Here is a 17,990-nt window from a genome sequence, read left to right as displayed (position 1 = left end):
CGTATGCAGGAGAACAATCGAGGACTGGGCCTGTTTACGCTTCTAGTCTATGCGTTTTTGCTGGGCCCGCTTATTATTATCGCCGCCGCTTCGTTCGAGCCGGGAGCCGTGCTGAAATTTCCGCCGACAGGCATTTCGTTCAAGTGGTATGAAAATATTTTCAAAGTGAAAATGTTCATGGAAACGTTCAAGACGTCGATCGTCGTATCGCTGCTCGGCAACTTGTTCGCCTTGATTCTGGGGGTTCCGGCCGCTTATGCCTTAAGCCGGTTCCAGTTCAAAGGCAAGGACGCGCTGAATGCGATCTTCATCTCCCCGGTGCTCATTCCGGGAATCGTGCTTGGCTTCACCATGCTGAAATACTTGATTATTACGTATAACCTGCCGATTTATGCTTCTCTCTTGATCGGTCATACGGTGATCATGCTGCCGTTCATTATCCGCGTCATAGCCTCCAGCTTGTCGAACTTCGACTTTGCCATCGAGGAGGCGGCGCTCAGCTTGGGCGCAGGGCATTTGCAAACCTTTTTCAAGGTCGTGCTGCCGAACATTAAGTCGGGGATTATCGCTGCGGTGCTGATCGCTTTCCTGGAGTCGTTCAATAACGTCGACATTTCGGTCTTTATGACCGGTCCGGGCATCAGTACGCTGCCGATCCAAATGCTGACGTATGTAGAAAACCATTTTGACCCTACGATCGCCGCAATTTCGGTGCTTCTGATGATCTTTACGGCAGTGCTCATGTTCATTATTGAAAGAATTATGGGATTGTCCTACTTTACAAAACGATAACGGAGGATTTCGTCCATGGCATTGCTATCCCTGGAAAACGTGTCGGTAGCTTACGAGCAAAATTATATCTTGAAGGATTTTAACTTAAATATTGAAAAAGGTAAGCTGATTTCGCTGCTCGGGCCGAGCGGCTGCGGGAAAACGACGACGCTGCGTCTGATCGCCGGATTTCTCGAAGCTAGAGACGGCAAGTTTCTGCTGAACGGCAAAGACTACACCCGGGTTCCCGTCAACAAACGGAATTTCGGCTTCGTGTTCCAAAGCTATGCACTGTTCCCGCATTTGTCGGTATATGAGAACGTCGCCTTCGGCCTTCGTCTGAGAAAGGTCGCGGAAGCGGAAATCAGCAAGCGGGTGCACCGGATTCTGGAGGTCGTGAGTTTGGCGGGCTTCGAGAAGCGGTATCCGAAGGCGCTGTCCGGAGGACAAAAGCAGCGGGTCGCTATCGCCCGTGCGCTCGTGATCGAGCCGGACCTGCTTCTGTTCGACGAGCCGCTCAGCAACCTCGATGCGAACCTGCGGATCAACATGCGGGTAGAAATCCGCCGCATTCAGCAGGAGCTGGGCATTACAACGGTCTATGTATCCCATGACCAGGAGGAATGCTTCTCCATCTCGGACCAGGTCGCGATTATGAACAAAGGGATTATCGAGCAGCTGGATAACCCGGCGACGATCTTTAAATATCCGAAGACCGAATTTGTAGCGAGATTCATCGGATTCAACAATTTCATCCATTTCACCGAACGGCGTGAGAATGACCATGAAATCGAGCTGAAGGCGGGCGATATTCCTTTCCGTGTCGTCAAGCATCCGGGTACGGGCGCGCTGGAGAGCAAGAAGGGCGCCATCCGTCCTGACGATGTCGTGATGGGTACGGCGGAGGAAGTGATGGACAAAGGTCCGAACACGCTGGCAGGCCGTATCAAAGTAAGCACTTTCCTCGGCAGAAGCTACCAGTATGTCGTCGAGACGGCGCTGGGCGATTTTACCGTCAATAAAGAAATGGAGTTTCCTTATGTGAACGGCCGTGAAGTTCGATTGCTGTTCCCCGGCGAAAAGCTGGTTTTGGTGGAGTAACGAGCTACTTGGGAGGTACAGGCATGCGAGTCGATTTATTCATCCAGAATGTAAACATCTATAACAGTTACTTCAAAAGGTTCATTCCAGGCAATGCCGCCGTCCTGGATGGCAGGTTCTTATATATCGGTCCGCGCGGAGCGGACAGCTTCGAAGCGGACCAAATCGTCGACGGGCAGGGGCGCTATATGGTTCCCGGCCTGGTCGATATCCATCTGCATATCGAGAGCACGATGGTGACGCCGGATACTTTCTCCTACGGCTTGATCAAGAACGGCGTCACGACGATCGTGCCGGAGCCTCACGAGATGGCGAATGTGTTCGGGCTGCCTGGCGTTACGGAAATGATCCGTGCGAGCAAGCATTGCGTAGCGGATATGATTTATGCGATTCCGAGCTCGGTGCCGGCAACGTCGCTCGAAACGTCGGGCGGCTCCATTGAGATTGAAGATATGGACCGGCTGATGCAGACGGAGCGGATCGCTTGCCTTGGCGAAATTATGAACTATGTCGATGTCATTAACGCCCCGGATTGCAAGACGAATCAAATCCTGAGGCATATACGGTCCCAATATCCGGACCTGATTATAGAAGGCCATGTGCCGAAGCTGCTTGATCTCGATTTGCAGCGGGTGATTTATGCGGGAATCGATTCCGACCATACGCATCAATCGATCGAAGGGATGGAAGCGCGCATCGCTGCCGGCATGTTCATCGAGATTCAGGAGAAGTCGATGACCGAAGAGGTCATGAACTATTTGATCAAGCATGACGTTTCGGAGCATTTCTGCTTTGTCACAGACGATGTCATGCCGGATTCGTTCCAGCGGAGAGGGCATCTGAATCATATTGTCCGCAAGGCGATCGGCATGGGGATGTCGCCAGAAAAGGCAATCTACGCCGCAACCTTCACTCCGGCCCGCCGGATGAAGCTGAGCGACCGAGGTGCAATCGCGCCGGGCAAGATTGCAGATTTTATTTTAGTATCGGATGCCAAAGAATTGACCATAGGTCAAGTGTTCAAGAATGGTAAGAAAGTATTTGATGCCGGTAAGGAGTACAAGCCGGAAGGGTATCGGCATGCGTTCCCTGCCCATTTTTACCAAAGTGTACAGCTTCCTCTGCTGACGGAAGCCGACTTCGCTATCCGGGCCGATGCGAAGGATGGGATGTACCACAGCCGTGTCATGCTGGTGAAGAACGGCTCGACGTTCACGGAGGAGCATCACGGTGAAGTGGAGGTTCGTGACGGCGAAGTTCGCTGGGAGGACAGCCCGTACGGCCTTATCGCCACCTTCGAGCGTTACGGCAAGAGTGGAGCACGAGCTCACGGCTTGATCGGGGGCGACACGATCCGGCGCGGGGCGGTGGCAACGACGTACTCCCACGACAACCATAACCTGCTCGTGGTAGGGCATAGCCCCGAGGATATGATGCTCGCGGCCAACGAAGTGATCCGCAGCCAAGGCGGCTTCTGCGTCGTCGAAGACGGCAAGGTGCTCGCGATGCTCCGCCTGCCGGTAGGCGGCATCCTGACGGAGGAGCCGCTGGAGGAGGCGGCTGCGGCCGTGCAGCGCCTCCGCGAGGCGATGGAGTCGCTCGGATATAACCACTACAATCCGATCATGTCGATCAGTACGCATTCGCTGCCGGTCAGCCCGGCGCTGAAGATCACCGATTTCGGCCTGATCGATGTCAATCGCGGACAAGTTGTACCCCTGCTAGTGGGATCGGAATCATAATACGAATTGAGACAGTGGAGAGCTCTCCTGCCGGTGCAGGAGGGTTCTTTTTTTGGGGGACGAGCGCTGCAGGGAAGCAGGGCGAAACGCACGCGATGCCGTTGGAACAAGCGAAGGCTTCGCTTGGCGAGCCGGAGGTATTCGCGATTTTACCGGAGGTGTGACGGGCGGATTAAAGATAAAAAACAGACACGAGATGCTTCGTGTCTGTTTTCGCTGCCTAATGGCAGTGCTGCTGATCTCAGTAATGAGGCTATTCCTGATCCGACGGGATGATCTCATCCAGCTCGCTGTCCTGCTGATTCGCTGCGGCCAATACTTCCTGGTCGGTCTCGTTGGCGCCTTGGATCTCGGCTGCGGCTTGCGCTTGAGCGTTCAACTGCTCCTCCGCTTGTCCAATGCCTTGTGCACCTTGATGTCCTCTGCTGCTTGGCATATCATGCTGCCTCCTGTCTCGGATTGAAAAATAACAGAGATAGTATGGCCGGATCACTGGCAAAGAATGCATGTTGGCTGTAATTAGGCGCGTAGAAAGCCATTACGCGTGTCATCAGCGATATCGGCTTTCATGTCGAAGTGGACGTTATGGCAGTCATTGACGCCAAGAACTGACAGGTGTCGTTGATCAATATCGGTCCTGTCATGGCATTCAGTTGTTCCAATTGCTATACTAGCAAGTAAGAATGGAGAGGAGTGCTGGTACATGGAATACCATCGAATTACGAATATAACGGACCCTTACTTTAAACAAATGCACGAGCTGATGCAGACGGTGTTTCCGCCGGAGGAAGTGCTGGAGTACGAGCTGTGGGCGGAGCCGCTGCAGGACCCGGGCATCCGGGTATTCGTCGCCGTCTACGAGGGACAGGTAGTCGGAGCCACCGAATACCGGTACTACGAGGATATGCAGGTAGCGATGACGGATTTCACGATCATCGGCCGCGAGGGGCTGGGCATCGGCCCGTTTCTCGTGAAGCACCGCACGAACGATCTGCTTTCACTCGTTCGGGAGCAGGGCAGTCGGCTGCTCGGCATGTTCGCCGAAATTTACAACCCGTATTTGGCGCAGGATCACAGCTTCGGCGGTGTGAAGCCGATGGACCCGTTCGTGCGCCGCGAGGTGCTCGCCCATCTGGGCTACCGCAAGCTGGACCTCGCGTATGTGCACCCGTCATGGCACAATGACGGTGCCGCGGTGCAGGAGCTGGATCTCGGCTTCATGCCGTTCGGCGACGATGCCGACACCGTGGAAGCCATCCCTGCTTCACTCATCAGCGGCTTCCTGGAGCGCTATTACGCGGTGCTGCCTAACAAGCCGGCGGCATGGTACGACATGGTCGCCGCGCTGAAGCAGCGGGCGCATGTGAGCTTGCTTCCGCTGTAATTTCGGACTAATCAATGAAGCCCCTTGCCAGCAGGCAAGGGGCTTTTGCACATAATCGACAAAGCAGCATAAAGCTCAGAGTAGAACAGTAGAGGGAATGGGTGTGGGGGGAGGAGCGGCCGGAATCCCATACCCATTCCCTCCGCACGCACAACGTATATTGTACACCAAGGTCTCATAAGCCCGGCAGAAGGCCAAGGCTTGTTTCACACCTTAACAGGTCAGTTCGAATCCATGAACGGCTTCTTTTCCTTCAATACATAAGTCATGGCCGACGGCGACGTACGGAGCAGCCATTGACCGGCCGAGTCTTTATATACCTCGCCGGTAAATTCGTAAAGCACCGTTTCCGAAGGAGAGATCGTGATGCCGTTGCCGTTCTTGATCGCCTTGGAGACGGTAAAGCCGGCCTGGAACGTTACCGTAGCGGAGGAAGAATCCGAATTCATCGCAATATTCGTAACATGGACGTCGTTTTTCTTGATGCCGTCGGCTCCGGTAATGGACGTAGCCTTCTGTGTAAACGTGCTGCTCTGCGTCATATTCTCAATCAGCCGCTGTATCATTTGCTTAGCATCGGCTGCGGTAGTGTCAATGCGGACGGTTCGCGTTGCCTCTTCCCAGCTTACATTGGCTCCTGCCGCTTCACTGACAAACCGGAGCGGAATAAACGTGCTTCCGTTCTTGATTTGGGGAGCCACTTCCAGGTAAAACAGCGTTTGGTTGACGTCCGCCGTCGCCTTGTTAATCGATAGCGACAAAGTCAGGTCGCCTTTTTTGGCTTTGGCCGTCTGGGTCTCCTGCTCCCAGGTTACCGTGAAGCCAAGCTTTTCGAACAAGGCCCGCATAGGCACCATCGTATTCCCCTGCTCGATGTATGGCGGCTGCTCCCATTGGAGCCGCTCCTGCTGCAGGTAGATCTGCACGGGAGGTGCGTCCTGAGCGCTGGCAAGGATCGAATCAAAAGGCAAAAGCATCGATACGGCGAGGGCGAATTGCGGCCATACGCTTTTTTTAAATCGAGGCATTGAAATTCCTCCTAGCTCTAAGCTGTTATTACGAAGCACTGATTCTATATGAGTTCGGGATGACTGTCTGTTTTACGTCAAAATGGACCGGCTCGAAAGCGACCCGGAATGATTCATCTATAGGACTTCCACAGAGGCGGCCGAAATCCTTTTGTTAAAAGCGTCCAAATTGGTACAACTCCTACTCAGAACACCTGTCCGTTGAAAAAGCTGCATTCGCAATTAATGAACAAACTGTTGTTTAATGATCTTGATGTCTATTATAATGAGAGCAAAATGACCGCCAGGGAGCGATACCAATGGATAAAACGACCGATCGCCGGAAAATACGAACGAAACGATTGCTGAGAAAGGCGCTTTTGGAGCTGATGGACGAGAAAGGGCTGGACAAAGTGACCGTGCGCGATTTGACGGAACGGGCCGAAGTGAACCGGGGTACCTTTTATTTGCATTACAAGGATATTTACGATTTGATGGATCAGATCAAGAAGGAGATTTTTGACGGACTGGCTGCAGAAATGTCCAAAATCGTCGTCTCGGACATAGCCAAATATGCGGATAAACAAGTGCCGTACCCTCCGGCAGTTCATTTGCTCCAATATTTTCGCAAGCAGTACGATTTTTTTAGAGTGATATTGGGACCGAACGGCGATATCGCTTTTCCTTATCAAATAAGAATGTTCATGGCCAAGCAAATGCACAATCAGGTTTTGGTCCATATACCGAATGACGACAGCGCGCTCGTTCCCCGAGACTACTTGGTTGCTTTTATTACATCCGCCCAGCTTGGTCTGCTCACTCATTGGATCCAGTCAGGGATGAGCCTTCCAGAGGAAAAAGTGGCAATAATGATTGCACGGATTATGTATAAAGGACCGATTATGGCCGCCTTTCCCGAAGGCTTGTGGTCTGAAGCCGCACCATCTGCACCATTCTCTTATCCCCGCTAAGCAACAACGGATTCGTCCCGACTCTCCCCAAACAGCTTCTGTAATGGATATTTCGCTGTCTTATCCGGATAACTTTTTTCAAATTAATCAACACGTTTCTTACTTATGTTGAGATATGAACATTATGTCTAATAGTGATGATTGTTTATTGCAGGGCTGCATTTTAATCTAAAGAGGAGAGGAGATGAACTTTACATGTACCTGTATCGAAGGATGGCGGGTAGTTCTGCATGCAAGCGAGTGTATGCTCTATGACCGGGGCCAAGTCTGAAATTGCCGGTCAGCATCCGTGTATTCAGGTAGATCAAGTTTATAAACGGTTTGGGAAGAAGCAAGTTTTGAATAATATCAGCCTTCAGGTTCCTTACGGACAAATTTTGGGCCTGCTAGGTCCTTCCGGCTCCGGGAAGTCGACATTGGTGAAAATGATTGCCGGAATTGACACCGCAACTCAAGGAGAAGTGTATGTCCTCGGTCAAAAAATGCCTAAGCTGGCGATGATGCATAAGCTCGGCTATATGGCTCAGTCCGATGCGCTGTATGGCGACCTGACGGCGGCGGAAAATATAATCTTTTTCTCTTCTATGTACGGCATGAACAAATCGAAGCAGAAGCAAAGAATGCACGAGGTCATGGAGCTTGTCCAGCTGACGGAGCATTTGAAGAAGCAAGTCAAGCAGTACTCGGGAGGAATGAAAAGAAGATTGTCGCTCGCGATAGCACTCATTCATGAACCGCCGATCCTGATTCTGGACGAACCGACGGTAGGAATAGACCCCGTGCTGCGAAAATCGATTTGGCATGAGCTAAATCAATTGAAGGCAGGAGGAACCACTATCATCGTAACAACGCATGTTATGGATGAGGTGGAAAAGTGCGATTATCTCGGTATGATTCGGGAAGGCATGCTGATTGCTTCCGGATCGCCGGAGGAGCTGAAGCAAGCGACTTCGTCCCGGACGATTGAAGAGGCGTTCCTGTATTACGGAGGGGCAGCCAAATGAGAATTAGAGCCGTAATGATCCGGATCCTGCAGCAGCTTCGCCACGATAAGCGGACGATGGCCATGATGGTATTGGCTCCGATGCTCGTGCTGACCTTCATGTCGCTGATTTTTGGCGGAGGGGACTATCACCCGAGGATCGGCGTAATCAATGCTCCGATGGGATTTATTCAAGCTCTGGAGGATAAAGATGCCGTTGTCATCCGATATGACGAGAGTGCGGCCTATGAAGCGCTGAAACAATCGAAAGTCGATGCAACGATCGATTTTCAAAGCGGGGTTCCTCATATTGATCTGGAGGGCAGTGATCCGAGTAAAAATAAGGCCGTCCTGGCGCTCGTACAGCAAACGGTCCAGCCGTCGCGTTCAGCGCCTCCGATAGAAACAACGTACATATACGGTTATAAGGACATGGTATCGTTCGATAATTTCGGACCGATACTTATCGGGTTTTTCGTATTTTTCTTCGTATTTTTGATTGCAGGCGTATCCTTTCTCGGCGAACGCACCTCCGGAACGCTGGAGAGGCTTCTGGCCACTCCTCTCAGAAGGTGGGAGATTGTAACGGGATATGTGCTGGGATACGGTGCTTTTACGATGATTCAAGCGACCTTGATCGCTTTATATTCTATACACGTGCTGAAAGTCATGATGGTCGGGTCCTTTTTTCTCGTGCTGCTTATTACGATTTTGACGGCCATGGTGGCATTGACGATAGGCACTTTCATCTCGGCGTTCGCCAACAATGAGCTGCAAATGATTCAATTTATTCCGGTTGTTTTGGTACCGCAAGTGTTTTTCTCCGGCTTGTTTGATATTAGTACGATGGCGCCCTGGCTTCAGGCGTTCGGAAAGTTCATGCCGCTGAAGTATGCCGCCGATGCGCTCCGGAATGTGATGATCCGCGGCAAAGGGTGGGAGGATATTGCTTTCGATGTATTCGTTTTGGCTGCCATTTGTCTGGTCTTTATCATTGCAAACACGCTTGTGCTTAAAAAATATCGCAGCATCTAGTTCATTGGCGAAGGGGGAGAGGGAAGAATGGTTAAGCTGGGATTCGCCGCCGCAGTCGCAGTTCTAATAACGGGAATGATGACGGGCTGCTCCCTTAAATCCGGCAGCTCGCCTGTCACGGTGAAGGCAACGATTGAATACAACCAAATTTCCGCGGTCAGCACGGTGTCCGGTAAAATTATAAGGCTGAACAAGCAGCAGGGAGAACCGGTGAACAAAGGCGAGGTGCTTGCCGTGATCGATAACGCGAATCCAACGTATGTCGTAGATCAATGGCAGGCGGTTGTTCAAGCGAAGAAAGCGCGGCTCGAAGAGGTCGAAGCCGGTTCCCGGCCCGAGCAAATAAGACAGGCGGAAGCTCAGGCTGAAGCCGCCAAGGCGAAGCTGGACCTGCTGCTTTCCGGTAGCCGGCCAGAGCAGATCGAGCAAGCGCAGAGCCAGGTGCTTATGGCGGAAGAGGCGCTAAGCAATGCCGGAATTACGCTCGACTATTTGCGAATACAGCAAAACAAGGCGGCGAATTTGTACGACCTGGGGCAGCTGTCCAAGGACGAGCTGGACAATGCCAAGTACAAAACGGATACCGCCGCTAAACAGCAGGCTGCGGCGAAGCACCAGCTGGAAGCGAGCAAGCAGCAGCTGGCCCTGCTGAAGAACGGCGCGACGGCCGAAGAGATTTCGGCGGCCCGGGCGAATTATGAAGCGGCCGATGCGCAGCTGGCTTTGCTTAAGGCGGGCAGCACCAAGCAGGCCGTGGCGGCGGCACAAGCCGATTTCGATCAAGCCGCAGCGCAGCTCAACCAGGCCAAGAGCCAGCTGGACAATTACCGGATTGTAGCCCTGGAGGACGGGATCATCATCAGCAAGCATTTCGAGCTGGGGGATGTGGTTAACGCCGGCAGCAACCTGGCGGACATCGCCGTTGCCAATGATTTGTATGCGGTATGCTATGTGCCGGATGCCTATCTCGACCGGGTCAACTATAATCAAACCGTGAATGTGAAGGTCGGCAATGAGGTATTGGCGGGCCGAGTCCAATATATTGCTTTGAAGCATGAGTATACGCCGAAGGATCAGCAGTCGGCCAACGACGACCATGTGGCTACGAAAGTGAAGATTGCTCTAAAAGGCGCTAAGTTGAGCTTGAAGCCCGGGATGGAGGCCTCGGTAGAGATTCCCACCATCCCGAATTGATTAGAAAAGCAATGAATCGACGGGTAGCCGGGCTGTTCGGCGATCCGCGTCACGGAGCGGGTGCTTTCGAGCAGCATCGTTCGGGCCTTCTCCAATTTCAGCTTGACGATGTACTGCTGCGGTGACATGCCGTTCATCTGCTTAAACCGGAACCGGCTATACGGCGCTACGCGAAGACCAGCTCGGCAACGTCTTTTCCGCAGGGAAGCTGCGGGGGAGGCGTTTGTTTTTTTTTCAGGCCACTCTATACCCCGCCCCATATGCTTCCAAAGGCAGAAACGACAGAAAAGGTACTCGAGGCGGTTTCCCTTTGGCCGTTTTTTTGGTATCTTGACAATAGCAGATTGAAAATGGCAGAACGCGTCGCTATAAAAGGAAAATGAGAGAGGGGAACCGAACAATGGAGCTTCCGTTAGTATCGGTTATTATTCCGACATATAACAGACTGGACAGCCTGAGCGAGCTGCTGGAATCACTGTGGAGACAAACGTACCGGCGGCTGCAGCTGATTATTGTTAACGACGCGGGAGAATCGGTCGACAGCATGAAGGAGCTGTACCCCGAGCTGGATATAACGATCGTGGATATGGAGACGAACGGAGGGCATGTGCGGGCCCGAAACCGCGGTCTTTCGTATGCGCGGGGGGAGTTCGTCTTGCTGTGCGACGATGACGATCTTCTTCTGCCGACCCACGTCGAGCGGATGCTTCAAGAGATCGGCGATGCGGATATGGTGTACTCCGACGTCGAAATATTCGATTACGATCTGGAAGGCACGACCCGCAGGGCGACCAAACGGTTTGTGTTTGCTTACGAGCACGATGCAGCGGCAATGCGGAAATTTTCGACCTTCGTTTCTTCCGGCTGCCTGTACCGCAAGGACCTGCATGAGCGGATAGGGCTGTTCGATGAGGATATGTATCATTATTGGGACTGGGATTGGTTTCTGAGGGCATCCGACCATGCGGTGGTCAAACGGGTGCCGGTAGCCAGCGCTTTGTACGCTTTTTCGCAGAACGGCAGCAATATGTCCGGAATGCACGAGGATATGCGCCCATATTTGGACCGGTTGTCCGCCAAGCATGGGTTAGGGTATTTGCCTACCAAAAATTTCTTCCTGCTGCTGGAAGAGCCGGAGGTGCGGGAGCGTCGGGCCGAGACGGAAGTGCTGTGGGACGGCGAGCCGATTGTCTCGCGGAGGGTGGCTGGAGGAGCGGACCGCTTAGATCAATAAGCATGCAGAACAATCAAGAGAGAGCACCGTCTCGAACGAGCATGGGGCTATGAGGAATTATGGGACTACCTGTCTAACGCAAGGTGACAGGCTGATATAGAAAGGGGAGGAGCAAGCTTTGGCAGGCATCATGGAGCGGGCCGAAAGGGTGCTCAAATCATATTACGGCTATACGACGTTTCGGGACGGGCAGAAGAAGGTGATCCGCAGCGTATTGGATAAAAAGGATACGCTCGGCATCATGCCTACCGGCGGCGGGAAGTCGATCTGCTATCAGGTTCCGGCGATGCTGATGCAGGGGACGACGATTGTCATTTCGCCGTTAATCTCGTTAATGAAGGATCAGGTTGACGGGCTCGACAGCATCGGCATATCAGCCGCCTATATTAACAGCTCGCTGACCTATGCGCAGGTGGAGCTGAGAATTCGCAAGGCGAGCCGCGGCGAATACAAGATGCTCTACGTAGCTCCGGAACGGCTGGAATCGGAACGATTCATCGAGCTGATGACGGAGCTGGAGGTGCCGATGGTGGCGGTGGACGAAGCCCACTGCGTCTCGCAGTGGGGGCATGACTTCCGCCCCAGCTATCTCGCCATCAGCAGGCTGATCGACCGCCTGCCGCAGAGGCCCATCGTAGCCGCCTTTACGGCTACAGCGACCGATCAGGTGCGCGACGACATCGTCAGGCACCTGCAGCTGCAAGAGCCGGAGCTGCACGTCACCGGCTTCGCGAGGGAGAATCTCGCCTTCTCCGTCATCAAAGGCGAGAACAAACGCGATGTGCTGCTCGATTACATCCGCGAGCACAGCGACGAGGTCGGCATAGTGTACGCCGCCACGCGCAAGGAAGTGGACAACCTGTACGAGCTGCTGCGCAAGCAAAGGGTGCCGGTCGGCAAGTACCATGCCGGCATGACCGACAGGGAGCGCGCCGAGGCGCAGGAGCAGTTCCTGTACGATGAAGTGCGCGTCATCGTGGCGAGCAACGCGTTCGGTATGGGCATCGACAAGTCGAACGTTCGTTACGTGATTCACTACAATATGCCGAAAAATATGGAGGCATACTATCAAGAAGCCGGCCGTGCGGGCCGGGACGGCGAGCCGAGCGAATGCATGCTGCTGTTCAGCCCGCAGGACATTCATATCCAAAAGTTCTTGATCGAGCAGTCGATCGGCGATCCCGGACGACAGCAGCAGGAATACCGCCGGCTGCAGCAGATGGCCGACTACTGCCATACGTCGCAATGCTTGCAGCGCTATATCGTGCGCTATTTCGGCGACGATTGCGAGGACTGCGGCCGCTGCAGCAGCTGCAGTACGGAGCGGGAGCTGACCGACATTACGGTTGAGGCGCAAAAGATTTTCTCCTGCGTCCGCCGGATGCGGGAACGGTTCGGCGCAACGACCGTCGCCTCGGTGCTGAAAGGCTCGCGCAATAAAAAAGTGATCGAGATGGGCTTCCACGAGCTGACGACGTACGGTCTGCTGAAGGACCGTACCGAGAAGGAGATCGTCGACCTGATTCAGCTGCTCGTGGCCGAAGGCTACCTGATCATTACCGAAGGCAAGTACCCTGTGCTGCGGCTGGCGCCGAAGGCTCAGACCGTGCTGTCCGGCGAGGAGCGGGTCATTCAGAGAATGCGCATCCGAACCGCTCCGGTTGCACGCGACGTCGAGTCGGATTTGTTCGATCAGCTGCGCACCCTGCGCATGGAAATTGCGAAGCGGGAGGGCATTCCGCCTTACATCGTATTTCCGGACAGCACCTTGCGGGAAATGTGCGGCGTGAAGCCGACCAATCCGGCGGCGATGCTGAAGATCAAGGGCGTGGGCGAAGCGAAGTTTTTCAAATACGGAGCGTATTTTATCGAATTTTTCAAAAATATGAACGAGTAAGAGGAGCTAGCTAATAGTGGCGAAGCAAAAATATTACGTGGTATGGGAAGGAAAGGTTCCCGGCATTTACAATACGTGGGCGGAATGCCAGGCGCAGACGAACGGCTACCCGCAGGCGCGCTTCAAGGCCTATGAGAGCGAGTCCGAGGCGAAGGCGGCGATGGCCCGCGGCTGGAAAGCGTCGTTCGTTGCGGCCAACGCAAAGGGAAGTACGGCTGGTACGGCATCGGCAAGCCGCAGCAAGACGGCTGCCTCCAGCGGCACGCCTCCACAGGCCGACCTCGACAGCTTGTCCGTGGACGTAGGCAGCCGAGGCAATCCGGGCATTGTTGAGTACAAGGGCGTCAACACGCGCACCGGCGAGGTCGTCTTTCAGCATCCGCCGATTGCCAAGGGGACGAACAATCTTGGGGAATTTTTGGCTATCGTCCATGCACTCGCCTACTTGAACAAGCAAGGAAGCTCCATGACGATATACAGCGACTCGGTTACGGCGATCAGCTGGGTGCGCAAGAAAGAGGTTGCCACCAATTTGCCCCGCGACGCCTCGACAGAGGAAATATGGACGCTGGTGGACCGCGCCTTGTCCTGGCTGCGGAGCCATACGTACAGCAACAAAATTTTAAAATGGGACACGAAGGCTTGGGGCGAGATTAAAGCCGATTACGGACGGAAGTAACGGAAGCTTAGAGGTATTTCAACGGTTTAAGTTGGAGTACCTTTTTTCCTTTGCGGCCTTGTTCGTCTGAATTCGGCCAAACGGGTAATGATGGTAATTAGGCAGGAGCGGCAAGGACACGTTCCGGCGGGACGGACGAGGAAACTGGATAGAGGGTGAGTACGTTTGATTAGAGTTCTGGCGGTGACCGAAGAAGGGCGAGTTTTGGAAAATATCCCGGTTAACGAGCTGCATCGTCCCGAGATTGCATGGTACTGGGTTGATTTCGACCGGCCGACGGAGGAAGAGGCGAAATGGCTGGAGAGCTACTTTCACTTTCATCCTCTTGCCATTGAAGACTGCTATCATCTGCTGCAGCGTCCCAAGGTCGATTACTATGACGATGTGCAGTTTTTCGTGCTGCATGCCTTAAATGAAGAGACGTTAGGCGCTGAAGAGGTCGATATGTTTCTCAGCGGACGCTTCGTCGTCACCTTCCATTTTGCTCAGCAAAAAGAGATAGATGAAGCATGGAACCGGATCAGGGAGCATAAGGAGCCGGGGGAGATCAATCATCTATATTGCGCGTATCTCATTATGGACAAGCTGGTGGACCAGTATTTCCCGTGCGTCTATCAAATCGAGGACGAGCTCAATGCCATCGAAGGCAATACGACCGGTAAGGCGATCGAGAAGCTGATGAGCCAAACGTTCGAAATCCGTGCGAAGCTGCTGAAGCTGCGCAGAACGATTTTTCCGATGCGCGAGCTGCTGTACCGGGTCATCAATTCGGACCGTATCGAAGGGCTCAAGGAGCATCTGTTTTATTTCACCGATATTCACGATCATTTGCTCAAGCTGTCGGAAATACTCGAGTCCAACCGCGAGGTTACGGCCGATTTGCGGGACAGCTACATTTCGCTGAATTCCAACCGCATGAACAATATTATGAAAACCTTGACGGTCATAACCACGATATTTATGCCGTTAACCTTCATCGCCGGCCTTTACGGCATGAACTTTCATTATATGCCCGAGCTGGAGTGGAAGTGGGGTTACTATGTCGTGCTGGTTGTTATGACCGGTATTGGGGCGGGGATGTTCTCCTGGTTTTTGTACAAAGGCTGGTTTAAATAAAACAAGAGATATAGTCCGGCCCGTCCGTGTAAAAAAGAGCAATCCGGCGAAAATCGTCTATTTTCCGGCAAGAAAGACGGTTTATCGGGATATAGCGCCATTGGCGAAGGTGAAAGATTCATTCCTACCGTTTATAATCTAGGGCAGTGAACATCGGCCCCGGCAATCCTGAGAGTGGAGCGCCAACTATAGATATAATCGAATAGGAGAGGATCTTTCTTGTTTTTTGAACGGGTAAAACAAGGCTTCTTTGGCAATGTCCGCAACGATTTGCTGTCGGGCTTGACGGTTGCTTTCGCGTTAATTCCCGAAGCGATCGCCTTTTCCATCATGGCGGGCGTCGATCCGATGGTAGGCTTATATGCTTCCTTTACCATTGCCGTGACGATCTCGATTGTCGGCGGCCGGCCGGGGATGATTTCGGCGGCAACCGGAGCAATGGCTTCGTTGATGGGGCCGATTATCGTCAAGTACGGACTGGATTATTTGTTTGCCGCTACGGTGTTGACCGGAATTATTCAATGGGTTTTAGGCTCTTTGAAAGTAGGGAAGTTCATCACCTTTGTACCGCAATCGGTTATCGTCGGGTTCGTCAATGCGCTGGCCATTATTATTTTCATGGCGCAGCTTCCTAATTTTGCAGGCGCCACTTGGGTTATGTACTTGATGGTGGCTGGTACGCTCGCGATCATCTATTTGCTTCCAAGGCTGACTACGGCGGTGCCGTCGGCGCTGGTGGCGATCATTGTCATGACCATCATCGCCATGCTGACGGGCGCCGATCTGCGTACGGTAGGTGATATGGGAAGCATCACTCAGGCGCTTCCGGTGTTCCACCTTCCGCAAGTGCCGTTAACGCTGGGCACCTTGCTTGCTTTGTTTCCATATTCCCTGGCGCTGGCCGTAGTAGGAATGACCGAGACGCTGCTGACGGCAACGATAGTCGACGAAATGACGGATACGAAAAGCAACAAAAACCTCGAGATACGCGGACAAGGCATTGCCAACGTGATCACGGGATTTTTTGGGGGCATGGCCGGCTGCGCGATGATCGGACAGACGGTCATCAATGTGAAGTCCGGGGGGCGCACGCGATTGTCTACGTTCGTAGCGGGAATCTTTTTGCTGTTCCTCATCCTCGTGCTGGGTGATGTCGTGAAGCAGATTCCTATGGCTGCTTTGGTCGGCGTCATGTTCATGGTGTCCATCGGGACGTTCGACTGGAATTCGATCCGGACCATCGGCAAAATCCCTCGCGGCGACGCGGTGGTCATGGTACTGACGGTAGCTATCGTCGTAGCCACCTCGGACTTGGCGATCGGCGTCGTCTCCGGTGTCATTATGAGCGCGCTCAACTTCGGCTGGAAAATGGCGCGGCTGCGCAGCCGCACCTTCATGAACGAGAACGGACACAAGGTGTACGAAATATCGGGACAGCTGTTTTTCGGGACGATGACCCATTTCGTCGAGCAGTTCGAGTATGCGGAAGATCCCGAGCACGTCGTTATCGATCTGAGCGCTTCGCATGTGTGGGATCACTCCGCCGTGACGGCGATATCCAAAGCTACGCAAAAATACGCGGCTCTCGGTAAAAAGGTCACGCTCACGGGGCTAAATCAAGAGAGTAGGCAAATGATCGACCGGGTTGGGCTAACGGCCGGAGGGTCTGCTCATTCTTAGGGGCCAAGTGCGGAACCACGGTGGAGTGGGAACGAACAGCGGGCAGGTTCTGTTTTGTAGGGCATGGTAGCGGATCATGCAAAGCAAGTACGAACCGGATGAGCCGGATGGATCGAACCGGTGACAAGTAAACCTGGCAAAAGCCTGACCTGCCGAGCTGTATGCTCGCGGGCAGGCTTTTTGTATCGGAAAATTTTTGATACAGATGGGGCTCTCCCTAAGAGGGATGTACGAGCTTTGCTGGCAAAATTGACTACTGCACGCTAGTAGAGCAGGTATGATATGATACGGAAAGCGACATGACAGAATGAGAGGTTCATAGACGGCATGGCATTGTGGGGAACTATTGTTAATGCGGCGGCCATTATTATCGGAGGGCTGCTGGGGCTTGTGCTTCAACGAATGAGTCAAGGTATTCGCAGTACGGTGATGCAGGGGATCGGCATGGCGTTGGTTGCGCTCGGCTTTTCTATGACATTGAAATCGAGCAACTTTCTGCTGATCGTTTCGAGTTTGGTATTGGGCGGCGTTCTTGGCGAGCTGCTGCAGGTGGAGCGAGGACTGGAACGGCTCGGTCAGCAGCTGGAGCGGGCCGTAAATGCGTTGACCGGTGCAGGGAAGTCGGCAGCGGCGAACCGTTCCCATACAGACAGCGGAGAAGCGAATGGAGAGAAGAAGCAAGGCCGGATCGCGTTCGGCTTCGTCAACACGACATTGATTTACTGCGTCGGCGCTATGGCGATCCTTGGCGCCTTGGACGGCGGGCTGCGCGGCCAGCACGATATCTTGTATACGAAAGCGATGCTCGACGGATTCACCGCGATTATTTTTGCCTCGACGATGGGGGTCGGAGTGCTGTTCTCATCCGTAGCCGTATTCCTGTATCAAGGGGCAATCGCCTTGGCGGCGTCGGGAATCGCGTCTTTGCTTGCGCAAGACATGCTGAACGAGATCATCACGCAAATTACCGCTGTCGGCGGCATTTTGATTATGGGCATCGGCATCAACCTGCTGGAGCTTCGCAAAATTAACGTGGCTAATTTGCTCCCTTCGCTGCTTATCGCTGCGATTGCAGTTCCTTTGGTTCATTGGATTAGTGCTTGGTAGGCGAGAACGGCCAAGATTCGGATGACGATGGACCGGACGCTGTTCGGCAGCTATATGGAGCTGAGCATAATAGGATGCTAGCGTAGAAAT

The 17,990-nt window shown here is 53.4% G+C and carries 17 protein-coding genes and 1 pseudogene; 15 read left to right on the top strand and 3 right to left on the bottom strand.

The genetic code is table 11. The annotated features are described in order from the left end of the window. Positions 1-3 precede the first annotated feature (3 nt). The 4 genes from DVH26_RS34995 to DVH26_RS34980 are packed head-to-tail and all read left to right on the top strand — an operon-like array spanning position 4 to position 3,778. Complete coding sequence (locus DVH26_RS34995) at positions 4-792, top strand: ABC transporter permease (RefSeq protein ID WP_239630203.1); 789 nt, start codon at positions 4-6, stop codon at positions 790-792. A gap of 15 nt (positions 793-807) precedes the next feature. Further along, on the top strand, positions 808-1,872 hold the full coding sequence (locus DVH26_RS34990; RefSeq protein ID WP_239630202.1) for an ABC transporter ATP-binding protein: 1,065 nt from the start codon (positions 808-810) through the stop codon (positions 1,870-1,872). A gap of 23 nt (positions 1,873-1,895) precedes the next feature. After that, positions 1,896-3,614 carry an adenine deaminase gene (locus DVH26_RS34985; RefSeq protein ID WP_239630201.1) on the top strand — a complete coding sequence of 573 codons (1,719 nt, stop codon included), beginning with the start codon at positions 1,896-1,898 and terminating at the stop codon, positions 3,612-3,614. A gap of 14 nt (positions 3,615-3,628) precedes the next feature. After that, positions 3,629-3,778 carry a hypothetical protein gene (locus DVH26_RS34980; RefSeq protein WP_239630200.1) on the top strand — a complete coding sequence of 50 codons (150 nt, stop codon included), beginning with the start codon at positions 3,629-3,631 and terminating at the stop codon, positions 3,776-3,778. A gap of 89 nt (positions 3,779-3,867) precedes the next feature. On the opposite strand, the gene DVH26_RS34975 is transcribed toward DVH26_RS34980, so the two are convergent. After that, positions 3,868-4,050: a hypothetical protein gene (locus DVH26_RS34975; RefSeq protein ID WP_239630199.1), complete on the bottom strand. Its 183-nt coding sequence runs from the start codon at positions 4,048-4,050 to the stop codon at positions 3,868-3,870. Between the two features lie 267 nt (positions 4,051-4,317). Here DVH26_RS34975 and DVH26_RS34970 point away from each other — a divergent pair, with 267 nt between their 5' ends. After that, positions 4,318-4,998 carry a GNAT family N-acetyltransferase gene (locus DVH26_RS34970; RefSeq protein WP_239630198.1) on the top strand — a complete coding sequence of 227 codons (681 nt, stop codon included), beginning with the start codon at positions 4,318-4,320 and terminating at the stop codon, positions 4,996-4,998. A 221-nt stretch (positions 4,999-5,219) separates the two neighbouring features. Here the strand turns inward: DVH26_RS34970 and DVH26_RS34965 are convergent, their stop codons facing one another. Continuing rightward, positions 5,220-6,026: a copper amine oxidase N-terminal domain-containing protein gene (locus DVH26_RS34965; protein WP_239630197.1), complete on the bottom strand. Its 807-nt coding sequence runs from the start codon at positions 6,024-6,026 to the stop codon at positions 5,220-5,222. Between the two features lie 299 nt (positions 6,027-6,325). Here DVH26_RS34965 and DVH26_RS34960 point away from each other — a divergent pair, with 299 nt between their 5' ends. From DVH26_RS34960 to DVH26_RS34945, 4 genes are all read left to right on the top strand, one after another. Continuing rightward, positions 6,326-6,976 carry a TetR/AcrR family transcriptional regulator gene (locus DVH26_RS34960; protein ID WP_239630196.1) on the top strand — a complete coding sequence of 217 codons (651 nt, stop codon included), beginning with the start codon at positions 6,326-6,328 and terminating at the stop codon, positions 6,974-6,976. Positions 6,977-7,227: 251 nt separating this feature from the next. Beyond that, positions 7,228-7,980 (top strand): ABC transporter ATP-binding protein, encoded by a 753-nt coding sequence (locus DVH26_RS34955; RefSeq protein ID WP_239635593.1) that lies wholly within the window; start codon positions 7,228-7,230, stop codon positions 7,978-7,980. Continuing rightward, positions 7,977-8,993 (top strand): ABC transporter permease, encoded by a 1,017-nt coding sequence (locus DVH26_RS34950; protein ID WP_239630195.1) that lies wholly within the window; start codon positions 7,977-7,979, stop codon positions 8,991-8,993. The genes DVH26_RS34955 and DVH26_RS34950 overlap by 4 nt, the downstream gene beginning before the upstream one ends. Positions 8,994-9,020: 27 nt before the next feature. After that, complete coding sequence (locus DVH26_RS34945) at positions 9,021-10,187, top strand: HlyD family secretion protein (RefSeq protein ID WP_239630194.1); 1,167 nt, start codon at positions 9,021-9,023, stop codon at positions 10,185-10,187. A 53-nt stretch (positions 10,188-10,240) separates the two neighbouring features. Here DVH26_RS34945 and DVH26_RS37410 read toward each other — a convergent pair. Beyond that, positions 10,241-10,315: pseudogene (locus tag DVH26_RS37410) on the bottom strand (hypothetical protein); the annotation flags it as partial. A 272-nt stretch (positions 10,316-10,587) separates the two neighbouring features. On the opposite strand from DVH26_RS37410, the gene DVH26_RS34940 reads away from it, so the two are divergent. The 6 genes from DVH26_RS34940 to DVH26_RS34915 all read left to right on the top strand — a co-directional run bounded on the left by DVH26_RS34940 (position 10,588) and on the right by DVH26_RS34915 (position 17,900). Then, entirely contained in the window at positions 10,588-11,421 is an 834-nt protein-coding gene (locus DVH26_RS34940; RefSeq protein WP_239630193.1) for a glycosyltransferase family 2 protein, read from the top strand. Between the two features lie 130 nt (positions 11,422-11,551). Beyond that, positions 11,552-13,318, top strand: a complete 1,767-nt coding sequence (gene recQ, locus DVH26_RS34935) for a DNA helicase RecQ (RefSeq protein ID WP_275590490.1) — start codon at positions 11,552-11,554, stop codon at positions 13,316-13,318. Between the two features lie 16 nt (positions 13,319-13,334). Then, complete coding sequence (gene rnhA / locus DVH26_RS34930; RefSeq protein WP_239630192.1) at positions 13,335-13,997, top strand: ribonuclease H; 663 nt, start codon at positions 13,335-13,337, stop codon at positions 13,995-13,997. A 165-nt stretch (positions 13,998-14,162) separates the two neighbouring features. Continuing rightward, positions 14,163-15,113 (top strand): magnesium/cobalt transporter CorA, encoded by a 951-nt coding sequence (corA, locus tag DVH26_RS34925; RefSeq protein ID WP_239630191.1) that lies wholly within the window; start codon positions 14,163-14,165, stop codon positions 15,111-15,113. Between the two features lie 219 nt (positions 15,114-15,332). Then, positions 15,333-16,793, top strand: a complete 1,461-nt coding sequence (locus DVH26_RS34920) for a SulP family inorganic anion transporter (RefSeq protein ID WP_239630190.1) — start codon at positions 15,333-15,335, stop codon at positions 16,791-16,793. Positions 16,794-17,120: 327 nt separating this feature from the next. Continuing rightward, positions 17,121-17,900 carry a DUF554 domain-containing protein gene (locus DVH26_RS34915; RefSeq protein ID WP_239630189.1) on the top strand — a complete coding sequence of 260 codons (780 nt, stop codon included), beginning with the start codon at positions 17,121-17,123 and terminating at the stop codon, positions 17,898-17,900. Positions 17,901-17,990: the final 90 nt, after the last annotated feature.

This window comes from Paenibacillus sp. H1-7, assembly GCF_022354825.1.
Classification (GTDB): Bacteria; Bacillota; Bacilli; order Paenibacillales; family NBRC-103111; genus Paenibacillus_S.
Note: the sequence above shows the minus strand (reverse complement) of the source record. Positions and strands in the feature narration are given on the sequence as shown.